This is a genomic window from Pseudomonas sp. NPDC088885 (assembly GCF_044750025.1).
GTDB lineage: Bacteria > Pseudomonadota > Gammaproteobacteria > Pseudomonadales > Pseudomonadaceae > Aquipseudomonas > Aquipseudomonas rustica.
Map to the genome: position 1 here is coordinate 1 of NZ_JBIVJB010000103.1, position 15,395 is coordinate 15,395.

11 protein-coding genes and 1 tRNA gene are annotated in these 15,395 nt (G+C 60.8%); 3 read left to right on the forward strand and 9 right to left on the reverse strand.

Annotated features, from left to right (window positions below):
* Positions 1-133: 133 nt before the first annotated feature.
* Positions 134-739: a TetR/AcrR family transcriptional regulator gene (locus tag ACIP1X_RS24725; RefSeq protein ID WP_400755566.1), complete on the reverse strand. Its 606-nt coding sequence runs from the start codon at positions 737-739 to the stop codon at positions 134-136.
* A 157-nt stretch (positions 740-896) separates the two neighbouring features.
* Here ACIP1X_RS24725 and ACIP1X_RS24730 point away from each other — a divergent pair, with 157 nt between their 5' ends.
* The 3 genes from ACIP1X_RS24730 (at position 897) to ACIP1X_RS24740 (ending at position 5,726) form a co-directional block, all read left to right on the forward strand.
* A complete protein-coding gene (locus ACIP1X_RS24730) occupies positions 897-2,279 on the forward strand; it encodes an aspartate aminotransferase family protein (protein WP_400755568.1) in 1,383 nt (460 codons plus the stop codon).
* A 260-nt stretch (positions 2,280-2,539) separates the two neighbouring features.
* Positions 2,540-4,243 (forward strand): amidase, encoded by a 1,704-nt coding sequence (locus ACIP1X_RS24735; RefSeq protein WP_400755570.1) that lies wholly within the window; start codon positions 2,540-2,542, stop codon positions 4,241-4,243.
* Positions 4,244-4,460: 217 nt separating this feature from the next.
* Entirely contained in the window at positions 4,461-5,726 is a 1,266-nt protein-coding gene (locus tag ACIP1X_RS24740) for an OprD family porin (RefSeq protein ID WP_400755572.1), read from the forward strand.
* Positions 5,727-5,953: 227 nt separating this feature from the next.
* On the opposite strand, the gene ACIP1X_RS24745 is transcribed toward ACIP1X_RS24740, so the two are convergent.
* From ACIP1X_RS24745 to fdnG, 8 genes are all read right to left on the reverse strand, one after another.
* A complete protein-coding gene (locus tag ACIP1X_RS24745; RefSeq protein WP_400755574.1) occupies positions 5,954-6,223 on the reverse strand; it encodes a hypothetical protein in 270 nt (89 codons plus the stop codon).
* A 74-nt stretch (positions 6,224-6,297) separates the two neighbouring features.
* Positions 6,298-6,393, reverse strand: a tRNA-Sec gene (locus tag ACIP1X_RS24750).
* A 6-nt stretch (positions 6,394-6,399) separates the two neighbouring features.
* On the reverse strand, positions 6,400-8,316 hold the full coding sequence (gene selB, locus ACIP1X_RS24755; RefSeq protein ID WP_400755576.1) for a selenocysteine-specific translation elongation factor: 1,917 nt from the start codon (positions 8,314-8,316) through the stop codon (positions 6,400-6,402).
* Positions 8,313-9,716, reverse strand: a complete 1,404-nt coding sequence (selA, locus tag ACIP1X_RS24760; RefSeq protein WP_400755580.1) for an L-seryl-tRNA(Sec) selenium transferase — start codon at positions 9,714-9,716, stop codon at positions 8,313-8,315. Before selA ends, selB begins: the two co-directional genes overlap by 4 nt.
* A 204-nt stretch (positions 9,717-9,920) precedes the next feature.
* Complete coding sequence (gene fdhE, locus ACIP1X_RS24765; RefSeq protein ID WP_400755577.1) at positions 9,921-10,847, reverse strand: formate dehydrogenase accessory protein FdhE; 927 nt, start codon at positions 10,845-10,847, stop codon at positions 9,921-9,923.
* A 3-nt stretch (positions 10,848-10,850) separates the two neighbouring features.
* The gene (locus ACIP1X_RS24770; RefSeq protein WP_400755578.1) at positions 10,851-11,516 is read right to left on the reverse strand and encodes a formate dehydrogenase subunit gamma; all 666 of its coding nucleotides are present in this window, start codon (positions 11,514-11,516) and stop codon (positions 10,851-10,853) included.
* Entirely contained in the window at positions 11,513-12,448 is a 936-nt protein-coding gene (gene fdxH / locus ACIP1X_RS24775) for a formate dehydrogenase subunit beta (protein ID WP_034154153.1), read from the reverse strand. Before fdxH ends, ACIP1X_RS24770 begins: the two co-directional genes overlap by 4 nt.
* 14 nt (positions 12,449-12,462) lie before the next feature.
* Positions 12,463-15,395, reverse strand: a 2,933-nt coding sequence (fdnG, locus tag ACIP1X_RS24780) for a formate dehydrogenase-N subunit alpha (RefSeq protein ID WP_400755579.1), incomplete at its 5' end; no start/stop codon positions are given.

Below are 15,395 nucleotides of genomic sequence, written 5' to 3' on the forward strand. Positions count from 1 at the left end.
AACCCGAGCCCCAGCGAGGGCCGAACGTCAGGGCAAAGCCTTTTCGGTTACCTTTTCGGCGTTTGGAAAAGGTGACTCGCCGTAAGGGCGAAACCCTAATCAGCCCCACCCGCAGCAACGGATATGCCCCCAATCACCCAACCAACATCCCATGACACATCAACCCCAACACACTCCGCATATGCCGTGAATGCGCCTCCCGATCCGGCGTCACCTCAGTCGCCAACCGAATAAACGCCACATTCGCATACTGATTAAACACCGTCGCCGCCACATCAATATCAACCGAGTCGCGAATCCTGCCAACCCCCTGAAAATGCACGAGCAGCGCCTTGGTCTCCTCAATCACCGCCGCATTCCAAGGATCAAGCGCCCGAGCCAATTCCCCGGTAAACAAAAACGGCGCCAACTCCCGCCACAGTGAAGCCGGCATAGCCTCCAACTGGTAATGCGTCATCAACCCCTCAAACGCACACAACGCCTCCAGCGGATCACTATCATCATCAAGACGAGCCCGCGAATCACGCATCGCCTTCTCATCCGGCTGCTTCAGCAACGCCAACAAAATCTCCTGCTTGCCGCCGAAATAATTCACCACCGTCGGCGCCGACACCCCGGCCTGCACCGCGATCTGATCCAGCGTCGTCGCCGCAAACCCGTTGGTCTTGAACAGCTCCAGCGCCGCTTCGGCAATCACCTGCCGGCGCTGTTCCTTTTGCCGCTCTCGAAGTCCGCTCATGTTGCCTCTGATGATGCTTGCCAATGACCCTCAGCCTACGGCGATATTTTTTCACCGACAAATATTTTCTTTACAAAAATATTTTTAGGTGACAAAACTTTACTCGTGCAGCGCGGCAACGAACGCACTCACCCGCCCTTTTCTCTGGAGATCAGCCATGTCCGCCGAATTCGATTCGACCCGCAGTACCAGCGATTACCAAGCCGCCGACGCCGCGCACCACATTCACGCGTTCGTCGACCAAAAGGCCCTCAACGAAGAAGGCCCACGGGTGATGGTCAGCGGTGATCGCCTGGCGCTGTGGGACAACGATGGCAATCGCTACCTCGACGGCATGTCTGGCCTGTGGTGCACCAACCTCGGCTACGGTCGCAAGGATCTGGCCGCCGCCGCGACCGCGCAGCTGGAACAACTGCCCTACTACAACATGTTCTTCCACACGACCCACCCGGCGGTGATCGAACTGTCCGAGCTGCTCTTCAGCCTGCTGCCCAAGCACTACAGCCACGCGATCTACACCAACTCCGGTTCCGAAGCCAACGAAGTGCTGATCCGCACCGTGCGCAAGTTCTGGCAAGTGATAGGCAAGCCTGAGAAGAAAATCATGATCGGCCGCTGGAACGGCTACCACGGCTCGACCTTGGCGGCGACGGCGCTGGGCGGCATGAAGTTCATGCACGAAATGGGCGGCACCATTCCTGACGTCGCGCACATCGACGAGCCGTACTGGTTTGCCCACGAAGGCAACCTCAGCCCGGAAGAATTCGGCCTGCAAGCCGCGCGGCAACTGGAAGACAAGATTCTCGAACTGGGCGCCGACAAGGTCGCCGCTTTCGTCGCCGAACCGTTCCAGGGCGCGGGCGGCATGATCATTCCGCCGGCTACATACTGGCCTGAAATCCAGCGCATCTGCCGCAAATACGACGTGTTGCTGTGCGCCGACGAAGTGATCGGCGGGTTCGGCCGCACCGGCGAATGGTTCGCACACCAGACTTTCGGTTTCGAGCCCGACACCCTGTCGATCGCCAAGGGCCTGACCTCCGGTTACATCCCTATGGGCGGTCTGATTCTGTCGCGGCGTATGGCCGATGCACTGGTTGAGAAAGGTGGCGTGTTCGCCCACGGCCTGACTTATTCCGGGCACCCGGTGGCGGCCGCCGTGGCGATTGCCAACCTCAAGGCGTTGCGCGATGAAGGCGTGGTCGCTCAGGTGAAGGCTGATACCGGGCCGTATCTGCAAAATTGCTTGCGCGAGGTGTTTGGTAATCACCCGTTGATCGGCGAGATTCAGGGCGTCGGCCTGGTGGCCGCGTTGCAGTTTGCTGAAGACAAGGCCAGCCGCAAGCGCTTTGCCAATGAGAACGACATGGCCTGGCGTTGCCGCACGATCGGTTTTGAAGAAGGCTTGATCATCCGCTCGACACTGGGCCGGATGATCATGGCGCCGGCGCTGGTAGCGACCCGGGCGGAGCTGGATGAGTTGATCGACAAGACCCGGATTGCAGTGGATCGCACGGCGCGGGAGTACGGCGTCCTCTGATCGGTTGGCGGGGCGGACGCCTTCGCGAGCAGGCTCGCTCCCACATTTGGAATGCATTTCCCTGTGGGAGCGAGCCTGCTCGCGAATGGGCCAGCCAACATAATTATTGGCGGACAAAGTTAGATCCCGCCGATTACTCCGCGCGCCGCTTGGTGTTAAATAGGCGCCAGTCTTCACCTTGTCGCTTAAAGCTGTGCAACGAGAACCGATATGAACACCCATTCCAAGAAAAACACCCTCATTCAAACGGCGGTGACCGCATGATCGAAGTCACCGAAGTGTCCATTGCGCAACTGCGCGCTGCGCTGGAGTCCGGCCAGACCACCTCGGTCGAGTTGGTGCAGGCCTACCTCGCGCGCATCGACGCCTACGACGGCGCCGACACCCCGACGGCGCTGAATGCCGTGGTGGTGCGCAACCCTGAAGCGCTGAACGAAGCGCAAGCCGCCGATGCCCGTCGCGCCAAAGGTGAAACCCTTGGCCCGCTCGATGGCATCCCTTACACCGCCAAAGACAGTTATCTGGTCAAAGGCCTGACCGCCGCGTCCGGCAGCCCGGCGTTTGCCGATCTGGTCGCCTATCGCGACGCCTTCACCATCGAGCGCCTGCGCGCGGCCGGGGCGATTTGCCTGGGCAAAACCAACATGCCGCCGATGGCCAATGGCGGCATGCAGCGCGGCGTTTATGGCCGTGCCGAGAGCCCGTACAACGCTGATTACCTGACCGCACCCTTTGCTTCCGGCTCGTCCAACGGCGCCGGGACTGCCACCGCTGCCAGCTTCGCCGCGTTCGGTCTGGCGGAAGAAACCTGGTCGAGCGGTCGTGGCCCGGCCTCGAATAATGGCCTGTGCGCCTACACGCCGTCGCGCGGGGTGATTTCGGTGCGCGGCAATTGGCCGTTGACCCCGACCATGGACGTTGTTGTGCCGTACGCGCGCACCATGGCTGACTTGCTCGAAGTGCTCGACATCGTCGTCGCCGAAGACCAGGACACCCGTGGCGACCTGTGGCGCCTGCAACCGTGGGTGCCGATCCCGAGCGTCAGCTCCGTGCGCCCTGCGGCTTATGCTGATCTGGCCGCCGACGCGAAAGCGCTGGCCGGCAAACGATTCGCCGTGCCACGCATGTTCATCAATGCCGATCCTGAGGCTGGCACCAGCGAAGCACCGGGCATCGGTGGCCCGACCGGCCAGCGCATCAACACCCGCGAATCGGTGATTGATCTGTGGAAACAGGCACGTCTGGCACTCGAAGCGGCCGGCGCTGAAGTGATCGAAACTGACTTCCCGCTAGTCTCCAACTGCGAAGGCGATCGTCCTGGCGCGCCGACCGTGTTCACCCGTGGTCTGGTCTCGAAAGAGTTTCTTCACCATGAACTGTGGGACCTCACCGCTTGGGCGTTCGATGATTTCCTGCAAGCCAACGGCGATCCGAAGCTCAATCGTCTGGTCGACGTCGATGGGCTGAAGATTTTCCCGCACGAGCCGGGCACCCTGCCCAACCGTGAGGGCGATCTGGTCGCCGGCATGGACGAATACGTGCGCATGGCTGAACGCGGGATCACGCCGTGGAATGAAATCAGCACCGTGCCCGATGGCTTGCGTGGGCTAGAAGAGACGCGTCGCATCGATCTGGAAGAGTGGATGGATAAGCTCGGCCTCGACGCCGTGCTGTTCCCGACGGTGGCCGATGTGGGCCCGGCGGATGCCGACGTTAACCCGGCATCGGCGGACATCGCTTGGAGCAACGGCATCTGGGTGGCCAACGGCAACCTTGCGATCCGTCACCTCGGTGTACCGACCGTCACCGTGCCGATGGGCGTGATGGCCGACATCGGCATGCCGGTCGGCCTGACCTTCGCCGGTCGCGCTTACGACGATTCGAGCCTGCTGCGCCTGGCCGCTGCATTCGAATCAACCGGCAGCAAACGCCAGATCCCGCCCCGCACCCCGCCACTGTCGTAACTATTAATATCTGAAATGCAATTTAACCTGTGGGAGCTAGCCTGCTGGCGATGAGGGAGGAACATTCAACATCATTGTTGAATGAACTGACGCTATCGCCAGCAGGCTAGCTCCCACAGGGTTTGTGTTGTGTCATCAAGTCAGCACATTGGCTCAATCGCCTGCTCTGAAGTCCCGCGATCATCGGTGCCACTTCAATTGCTGCTGGCCTCCGACCATGATCGATCGCGCTCCCTCGCGTCTCACCCTGTTTGCGCTGCTCTGCGGTCTGAGCGGAACTGCCTCAGCCAGCGATTTTTTCGACGACGCGAAAACCGAAATCCTTCTGCGCAATTTCTACCTGAGCAACGACTACCGATCCCCCTCGCCCAGCGGTAAAAACTATAAACAGGAATGGGCTCAAGGGTTTATCGGTACCTTCTCATCAGGTTTCACTGAAGGAACACTTGGCTTCGGCATCGACGCCCACGCCTTTTCCGGGTTCAAACTCGATGGCGGCAGGGGTCATTCCGGCACAGGTTTGCTCCCGGTAGACAGTGACGGCCGCAGCGAAAACAACTACTCCAGCGCCGGCGGTGCACTCAAGCTGAAAACCTCGCGCACCACTCTGGCGTTCGGCGAAATGACCGTAGAAACGCCGGTCTTCGACACCTCCGACAAACGCCTGCAACCGGAGTACGCCACGGGTTTGCTGCTCAACAGCCGAGAGATCGACAACCTGAATGTGGTCGCCGGTCATTTCACCGCGTTCAAGAATCAGGACAGCTCATCGGGCAAAGGCGATTTTTACGGCTACGGCGCCAATACCGAAGCCGGCGGCATCAGTTTTATCGGCGCCGATCTGTTCGCTGAGAGCCCACTCGGCGCCGCACTCTACGCGTCTGACCTGAGCGACACCTGGCGCCAGTACTACGGCAATCTGCACTTCAAGCAATCCGGCCTGCTGCTCGACGCCAACCTCTACCACACCCGCGATACCGGCCAGGCGCTGGCCGGCGCGATCGACAACACTGCGTTCAGCCTGTCCGGCAAATACGCCTTCGGCCCGCACGCGGTGATGCTCGGCTGGCAGCGAGTCAATGGCGACACGCCGTTCGATTTTGTCGGCGGTGACTCGATCTACCTCGCCAACTCGATCAAATACGCCGACTTCAACGGCGCCCACGAACGCTCCTGGCAAGCACGCTACGACCTCGACCTCGGCGCCTTCGGCATCCCCGGCCTGACCTTGATGACCCGCTACGTCACCGGCGACCACATCGACGGCACCCACGCCCCGGTTGGCGGCGCGTATCAACTGCAGCAAGGCGATGGCGGCAAACACTGGGAGCGCGACATCGACATGAAATACATCGTCCAGTCCGGCGCGGCAAAAGACCTCTCAGTACAACTCTCCCACGTCTCCCACCGCGCCAACGAAGCCCAGGCCGGCGACGACATCGACCGACTCTACCTCGTCATCCAATACCCGCTCGCCTTCTGACAGAACAAATCACCCTGCCCGAAACACAATCAAAACTGTGGGAGCGGGCTTGCTCGCGAAAGCGGCGCATCAGTCGCCCGCAATGTTGACTGACCCACCGCTTTCGCGAGCAAGCCCGCTCCCACATGGGTTTGGGTATCAATGAAAAAATGCCAGACAACACAGACATTGTGGGAGCTGGCTTGCTAGCGATGAGGCCAGGACAGGCACAGCAGTTTTGACCGACCTTACGTTATCGCAGCAAATAAAATGATAGGTTCCACGACATCGAACATCTCCAGGGGAACCCGATCATGGAAACAATAAGAAAATCTATCTCCATCACTCACCAGCAAGATCACAGGATCAACGAGCGAATAGCCGCGTGCCATTACGATGGGGAAAAGCGCAGCCTTGAGCTTGAAACCATCCGTGCCGCCCTTCGCGAAGGTGAATCCAGCGGCAATCCTCGCCTTTTCGACCTTAAGGCGTTCAAACAAAGAATGTTGATCGTACAAGACTGACTATCGCGCACACCGCTCGCAGCCACGAACATCAAAAGATCGCAGCCTTCGGCAGCTCCTACAAAAATTGGCGGAAGGCAGCCGGAGTCGAACCTGCCCGGGAACGGATGCCGTCCCCAACCGGGTTTGAAGCCCGGCCGCGCCACCGGGCGCGATTGCCTTCCTTGAACTCAGTGCGCGCTGGTGTTGGCCAGTGCGTTGTCGTAGCGGATTTGCCGTGCTTCGCCGCTGCGCCGGGTCAGGCCGAGGCGGTCGAAGTATTCGAGGAACTGAATACAGCGTTTGCGTCCCAAGCCTAGCGCATCGCGGAAGGTTGTCACCTGGATCTGCGGATTTTCCTTGGCCAGTTGCAGGAGGATCGCCGCCATCCTGCGCAGTTGGCTGTCGCTGAGGAACAGGTCGCGCACCACTTGATGCATCAACCCCAGCCGCGCCAGTTTGCGCAACAGCAAACGCACCACGGCGTCATCCTCACCAAGCATTTTCGCCACGTCGCGCAGCCACGGCGGATCGAAGCCGCCGTTTTCAAACAGCGGTTGCAGTCGCTGCCAGAGGATTTCGTCTTCGGCATTCAGACGCACCTGGTGATCAGGCAGATGCAGCCACGGGCCGCTGGCGGTGATCGCGCCGGCGTCGCGCAATTCGTCGAGCAAACTGGCAAACGTCGAACGTTCCAGCGGCAGCGCACTGAAGCGTCTCAGGCGATCACGATCCGGGCCCATCTGATCGGGCTCCAGTTCATGAAACTTCGCCAATTGCTCCAGCAGGGTGAATTTCAGTTGCCCCCAGCGCTGGACGTTGAACAGCACCGGGCCTTGGCGCGTCTCGATCAGGCGCACATTCTCAGGCAAAGACCAGCTTGCGCGCGGACGATTGAATTGGCGTTCCAGCCGTTGCGGGCCGAGGCCGCCGGCGCTGTGATCAAGCAACGCTGACAACACCTGCTCAAAACTCTCGCTGGCAGCCAACGCCTGCAACTGCGCCAAACGCTCAGGACTGCGGCGCTGTCGGGCCGGGGCAAACGGATCCAGCACACGCCCACCGCCGAGGGTGCGCTGGGCGCTGGAGTCGCGCAGGATCAGCCGATCACCCTTCACCGCATGCACCGGCGCGTTGATCAGCAGTTGCGCGAACATCCGCTCACCAGCACTCAGCCGCGATCCTTCAAGCAGCGCCACCCGCGCGATCACGTCCTGCGTGCCGAGATGCACATGCACCGGATGAAAATGCTCGAAAGTCCGTTCGCCCGGCAGTAATTGAAATTCGATATCCACGCGCTGAGTCGGGGCGTGCAGCCAATCGCTCAGCAGCCATTGCCCGCGATGGATCTGCGCCAATTCCAGGCGTTCGCCGCTCAGATTCAGTGCCACCCGTTGCCCGGCGAAGGCTTGCTCAGCAGCCTGATTCTGCGCGTGCAATCCGCGCACCTTCACCGATCTCCCGGACGGCCCGAGCGTGAGTTTATCGCCCACCGAGACCTCGCCCGACAGCGCCGTACCCGTTACCACAATCCCCGCACCGGCGACGCTGAACGCCCGATCAATGGCCAATCGAAAACCACCCGCACGACTGCGTTCCAGCACTTCACGTTGCGTTTGCAGCAACAGTTCGCGCAGTTCATCAACGCCCTGCCCGCTCACGCTCGAGACAATCACAACCGGCGCCTCGGCAAACGGCCCGGCCTCCAGCAGATCGAGCACCTGACGCTGCACTTCTTCCACCCTGCCCGCCTCTACCCGGTCGCACTTGGTGATCGCCACCAACGCGCGCGGAATGCCGAGCAGTTCGACGATCGCCAGATGTTCACGGGTTTGCGGCATCACGCCGTCATCCGCCGCGACCACCAACAACACCCGATCAATGCCTTGCGCCCCGGCGAGCATGTTATGGGTGAATTTTTCGTGCCCCGGCACATCGATAAATCCAGTCAGGCCCGCGCCCGGTTCGAGTTCGGCATACAGATAACCAAGGTCAATGGTCATCCCGCGTTCGCGCTCTTGTGGACGCCGATCACCGCTTTGTCCGGTCAGCGCTTGCAGCAGCGATGTCTTGCCGTGGTCGATATGCCCCGCTGTGCCGACAATCACTGCTCAACCTGCAACTGCGACAATTGCGCCAGCCACGCCGGTTCATCGTCGAGTTGGCGCAGATCCAGCCACAGCGCATCGTCGTCGATACGTCCGAGCACAGGGATCGGCAACGCGCGCAGTGCTGCTTCAAGATTCAACAAGCAACGTCCGCGCAATCGCTTGGAAACGTGCGGGCGAAGACACAGCGCCGCACTCGGCAAACGCGCCACCGGTTGGCTGCCGCTGCCAATCATGCCCAAGGCCTCAACCGCACTGACCTGCCAACCCTCGCCCATCACTCCAGCCAATGCCGGTTGCAAGCGCGAGGCCTGCGCAAAGATGTCCGCCTGCGGTCGAGTCAGCAGTCGCAGACTCGGCAGACGCTCGGCCAGTCGATCCGGATCGCGATACAAACCCAGCACCGCTTCCAACGCGGCCAAGGTCAACTTGTCGACACGCAACGCGCGTTTCAGCGGGTTCTTCTTGATCTTCGCAATCAGTTCTTTGCGCCCGACGATCAATCCGGCCTGCGGCCCACCGAGCAACTTGTCGCCGCTGAAGGTGACGATGTCCGCGCCATCGAGCAGCGCCTGACGCACCGTCGGCTCGGCCGGCAAACCCCAGCGCGTCAGATCAAGCAAACTGCCGCTGCCCAGATCCTCCAGCAACGGCAAAGCATGCCGATGCGCCAACTCGGCCAGCTCAGCGGTGGGCACTCGCGCGGTAAAGCCTTCGATGCTGTAGTTGCTCGCATGCACGCGCATGATCAAACCGCTGCGTGGGCTGATCGCCGCTTCGTAATCGCGAGCATGGGTACGATTGGTCGTGCCGACTTCGTGCAGACGCACGCCGGCGCGGGCCATGATGTCGGGGATGCGAAAGGCGCCGCCGATCTCGATCAGCTCACCGCGCGAGATGATGCCTTCCTTGCGCGCGCCCAGGCTGTTGAGCGTCAGCAGCACCGCCGCCGCATTGTTATTGACCACGGTGACGGCTTCGGCGCCGGTCAGTTCGCGGATCAGGCCTTCGATCAAATCATCGCGATCACCGCGTTTGCCGCTGGCCAGATCGAACTCAAGATTGAGCGGATAACGCGCGGCCATTTGCACGGCTTCGATGGCTTCGTCCGGTAACAAGGCGCGGCCGAGGTTGGTGTGCAACACGGTGCCAGTGAGGTTGAACACCCGGCGCACGTTACTGCGTTGTTGCTGCGCCAAGCGTTCGCCGACGCGACCGGCGAGCACTTCGGGGCTGATTTCAACCGCCGACAATTGCCCGCTCAACACGCCGGGACGCAGTTCATCAAGCAGTTGGCGCAAGCTTGCCAACAACGATTCTCGCCCATGACGCTCGGCCAAAGGAGCGCAAGCCGGGTGACGCAACAAACCATCAATGGAAGGTAACCGCAGGGACATCAGCCACTCCAAAACCAATAGACTGTCTGGCATGTCCTGACGCTAAACGTCTAGCTGGAGCACACCGGTGACCACTGTGGGAGGGGCGGTGCGACGATTCGACTTGCTCGCGAATGCGGTAAGTCAGCCGATGATGATGTGACTGAAATGGCCTCTTCGGGAGCAAGCCCCCTCCCACAGGTTGCTTCAGGAGTGTAGACCCTGCTGTCATTCGTCTCCCGGTGCCAGCAACAGATTCGGCGCCAGACGCTGATAACCGTCCTGCGCCAGTCGCATGTCCAGCAACAAACTGGAGAGATCCGCCGACAGCGCCTCCGCATCGGCATCGTTTTCCAGATAAACCAGTTTCAGATAACTGTTACACCCCGGACAGACCTCAGCCCGCAACGGCGCCTGATTCGCCGCGTGGCGATCATCCTCAAGGCTGAAATAATCGAGGCCCTTACTTGATTCGCAATACACGCACTTGACCCGCACCACATGCCATTCGCAGGCACACAGCGAGCAGACCAGATAGCGCAAACCGTTGTGCTTGCCACGATGACGGATCACCCCCGCCATCGCCGGCGAACCACAAGCCGGGCACTGGCTGAGGCTATCGCCGGGTTTCAATTTCAGATCCGGCGCAGTGAGCAGCCAATGGCTCCACGCCGCTTGCAGCGCCGCCCCGAGAAACGGCACCAATTGCGCCGGCACCATCGAATACTGGCCGCTGACCAGCGCCACCGCCCACGCGCGCAACTGGCCGGAACTGGCGCCGCGCAAAGTGTCGACCGCCTCGACAACAGCTGGCTGCTCACCCGGCTGATAACGTTGCAACAAAGCCTCGAGATAAGCCTGCCAGCCCTCCTCGCGCACCAACGTATCCGCCGCGAACGGCGGCAAACCATGCTGCTGACACGCCTCGATCCGTTGCTGATCAAACGGCGCTGTCAGCGGTGGATCGTCGAACACCTGTTGCTGAACCCGGCATAAACCGGCGATCAGGCGCAGATACTCGGCCAACGGATGCCCCTCGGCCAACTGCTCGAGGCGATCAGCGCGCAGGGAAAACAGATTGTGCGGCGGCAGGTGCAGAAACGGCGGCGAACTGGCCGCCGCTTCAATTTCCCCAGGTTCAAGAATGGTTGGCAAAAGTCAGCCCTTTTTGGTGATCGGTCGCTCCGGCACGTCCGATTGACGCTCGTCGCGGGTGATGTCGCGATACCACAGTTCATGGTGTTTCTTCGCCCAGGCGCGGCTGACCCAGCCGTGCATCATCGCGTCCACCGAACCCTTGATCCACAGCCCGGCGTAGATGTGAATGATGATGCTCAGCACCAGCACGAACCCGGCGAGCGCGTGCAGAAGCATCGCCCAGCGGATCACGGTGATGCCGAAAAACGCACTGAAGTACGCGCGCCAGATCACCAGCCCGGTGAACAGCAACCCGAGCATGCACAGCAGTAAAGTCCAGAACAGCAGCTTCTGCCCGGCGTTGTATTTGCCCACCGGCGGTACACTTTCTTCATCGTTGACCAGCACCCGATCAATGCGGCGCATCCACTTCCAGTCGTTGTCGATAAAGAAGTTCGCGCGCCAGAAACGGAACACCAGACCGAGGAACAACACGAACATCGCCACACCCATAAACGGATGCAAAATCCGCGTCCACGGCCCACCGCCAAACAGGTTGCTCAGCCAGAACAGCGACGGATGAAACAACGCCAGCCCGGACAGTCCGGCCATGAAAAACAGGATCGCCACCAGCCAGTGATTGGTGCGCTGGTTGGCGGTGTAACGCAGGATCGTCTTGTTGCTCATGGCCGCTCCTCCCCGCGTGGATCGAAGGTGTGCACAGCCGGATCGACGACGTGCACCGAAGTGTCGGGCGGCGTTGGATGTTCATCTTCTTCGACCCGGTTCGGGCCGATGCGCACGTAATGGAAGAACCCGGCCAACACCGCCGCGCCCATGGCCAGCAGGCCCAGAGGTTTGCTGATGCCTTTCCACAGGCCCACCAACGGACTGATTGCCGGATCCTGCGGCAGGTTGGCGTAGATCGTTGGCGTGTCGGCGTGATGCAACACGTACATGACATGCGTACCGCCAACGCCTGCCGGGTCATACAAACCGGCGTTTTCGAAGCCACGGCTTTTCAGGTCAACGATGCGTTCGGCAGCGTGCTCCTTCATGTCTTCTTTGGTGCCGAAGACGATGGCGCCGGTCGGACAGGTTTTTACGCAGGCCGGCTCCAGCCCGACTGCGACCCGATCCGAACACAAAGTGCATTTGTAGGCCTTGTGATCCTTCTGCGAAATGCGCGGGATGTTGAACGGGCAACCGGTGATGCAATAACCGCAACCGATGCAGTGATCCTGATCGAAATCGACGATGCCGTTAGCGTGCTTGATGATCGCGCCGGGGCTCGGGCACGCCGCCAGGCAACCGGGTTCGGCGCAGTGCATGCAGCCGTCCTTGCGGATCAGCCATTCAAGGTTGCCGGCGTCGGTTTCGTGCTCGGTGAAGCGCATCAACGTCCAGGTTTCCGCGCTCAGGTCTTGCGGGTTGTCGTAGGTGCCGTGGTTGTGGCCGACCTCGTCGCGCAGCTCGTTCCATTCCGAGCAGGCAACCTGGCAGGCCTTGCAGCCGATGCACTTGGTGGTGTCGATCAGCTTCGCCACCGCTTCCTGATTCCTCACCGACGGCGGCACCGTCGTGGTGGCCGAGCGGGCAATAATGTCTTGGCTGGCCATTTAAAGATTCTCCATCAGAGCTTCTCCACGTTGACCAGGAATGACTTGGATTCCGGGGTCTGTGTGTTGCCATCGCCGAGGAACGGCACCAGGGTGTTGGTCAGGTAACCGTGACGCGTCAGGCCGGTGAAACCCCAGTGCAGCGGGATGCCGATCTGATGCACGACCTGGCCGTTGACCTGCAACGGCCGGATCCTTTTCGTCACCACTGCCACCGCTTCGATAAAGCCGCGTTTGCAACTGACCCGCACGCGATCGCCGGCAGCGATGCCCTTCTCTTTCGCCAACACTTCGCCGATTTCCACGAACTGTTCAGGTTGAGCAATCGCGTTCAACTTGCAGTGCTTGCTCCAGAAGTGGAAATGCTCGGTCAACCGGTAACTGGTGCCGGCGTACGGGAAGTCCTTGGCCTCGCCGAGGGTTTCCCAGACCGAATCGAAGATCCGCGCCGCCGGGTTGCTGGTGGCTTTCTTGTTTTGCGGATGCAGCGGGTTGATGCCGATTGGCGTTTCGAACGGCTCATAGTGCTCGGGGAATGGTCCTTCATTCATCTTGTCGACGGCGAAGAATCGCGCCACGCCTTCGGGGTTCATGATGAACGGGTTCATCCCGGCTTCTGGTGGCACGTCGGCCTTGTAGTCCGGCACGTCGGTGCCGCCCCAGGCTTTGCCGTTCCACCAGACCAGACGTTTTTTCGGATCCCACGGTTTGCCCGAGACATCTGCCGAAGCGCGGTTGTAGAGAATCCGCCGATTGGCCGGCCACGCCCACGCCCAGCCCAAATGCTGGTGCATGCCGTACGGATCGGCGTTGTCGCGCCGCGCCATCTGGTTGCCGGCCTCAGTCCAGCTACCGGCGAAAATCCAGCAGCCGGACGCGGTGCTGCCGTCATCCTTGAGCAAGCCGAACCCGGCCAGTTGCGAGCCAGCCTTGACCGCCACGCCTGTGGCATCGGTGAAGTCAGCCACGGCGCTGCCGTTGATTTCCTTGGCCAGTTCCTCCGGCGAAGGCTCGTCGGGGATCTTGTACGGCCACGTCAATTTCAACAGCGGATCAGGGAATTTGCCGCCCTCGGCCTGATAGCGCTTGCGCAGGCGCAGGAACAGTTCGGCCATGATGCGAATGTCGGTCTGCGCTTCGCCCGGGCCATCAGCGCCTTTCCAGTGCCATTGCAACCAGCGGCTGCTGTTGACCAGCGAGCCGTCCTCTTCGGCAAAACAGGTGGTCGGCAGGCGAATGACTTCGGTCTGGATCTCCGCGCTTTTCACATCGTTGTACGGCCCGACGTTGTGCCAGAACTCCGACGTCTCGGTGGCCAGCGGATCCATCACCACCAGCCATTTCAATTTCGCCAATGCGCCCATCACGCGGTTTTTGTCCGGCAGCGCGGCGATCGGATTGAAGCCCTGGCAGAAGTAGCCGTTGACCTTGCCCTGGCTCATCAGGTCGAACATTTTCAAGACGTCGTAGTTGGGGATGTCGAGTTTCGGCAAATGGTCGTAGCACCAATTGTTTTCGGCAGTGGCGTTGGCGCCGTACCACGACTTCATCAGGCTGACGTGGAATTTGCTGTAGTTCTGCCAGTAAGACAGTTGCCCCGGGCGCAGCGGAACTTGCGTGCGTTTATGGATGAACTGACCGTAGTCCTGCTCGCTGTCGCTGGCCAATGTCAGATAGCCCGGCAGTGCATTGGAGAGCAAGCCAAGGTCGGTCAGGCCCTGGATGTTGGAGTGCCCGCGCAAGGCGTTGACGCCGCCGCCGGGCATGCCGACGTTGCCCAGCAGCAGTTGCACCATTGCCGCGCTGCGGATGATCTGCGCGCCGATCGAGTGCTGCGTCCAGCCAAGGGCGTAGAGAATCGTCATGGTCTTGCCCGGAATCGAGCAGGTGGCGATTTCGTCCCAGATTTTCTGCATGGCGTCGACCGGCATGCCGCAGATCTGGCTGGCGAGGTCGATGTTGTAGCGGCTGTAATGCACCTTCATCAATTGATAGACGCAGCGCGGGTGTTGCAGCGTCGGATCGACTCTGGCAAAGCCGTCGTCGCCCATCTCGTAGCCCCAGCCAGACTTGTCGGTGTAGCTGCGTTTGGCGACGTCGTAGCCGCTGAAGATGCCGTCTTCGAAGCCATAGCCTTCTTTGACGATGAACGAGACGTCGGTGTAATTGCGCACGTACTCGTGCTGGATTTTGTCCTCGGTCAGCAGGTAATTGATCAGCCCGCCCATGAAGGCGATGTCGGTGCCGGTGCGGATCGGCGCGTAATAGTCGGCCACCGAAGCGGTTCGGGTAAAACGCGGATCAACCACAATCAGCCGCGCAGCGTTGTGCGCTTTGGCCTCGGTCACCCATTTGAAGCCGCACGGATGCGCTTCTGCTGCGTTGCCACCCATCACCAGGATCAGATTCGCGTTGGCGATATCAGTCCAGGTATTGGTCATGGCACCACGGCCGTACGTCGGGGCAAGACTTGCCACCGTCGGGCCGTGTCAGACACGCGCCTGGTTATCAAACCCCAGCATGCCGAGACTGCGAATCACCTTCTGAGTGATGTAACCGGCTTCGTTGGACGCCGCCGACGCCGCAAGAAAACCGGTGCTCAGCCAGCGATTCACCGTTTGCCCATTGGCATTTTGTTCGATGAAGTTGGCGTCGCGGTCGGTCTTCATCAGGTCGACGATGCGATCGAGCGCTTCGTCCCAACTGATCCGCGTCCATTCACTGCTGCCCGGTTTGCGCGTTTGCGGGTAAAGCAACCGGCCGGGGCTGTGAATGAAGTCGAGCAGGCCTGCGCCTTTCGGGCAGAGGGTGCCGCGGTTGACCGGGTGGTCGGCGTCGCCCTCGATGTGGATGATGTTTTGCGCAACGTTCTTCGCAGCATCGCCCTGGCTGTACATGATCAAACCGCAGCCGACCGAGCAATACGGGCAGGTGTTGCGGGTTTCAT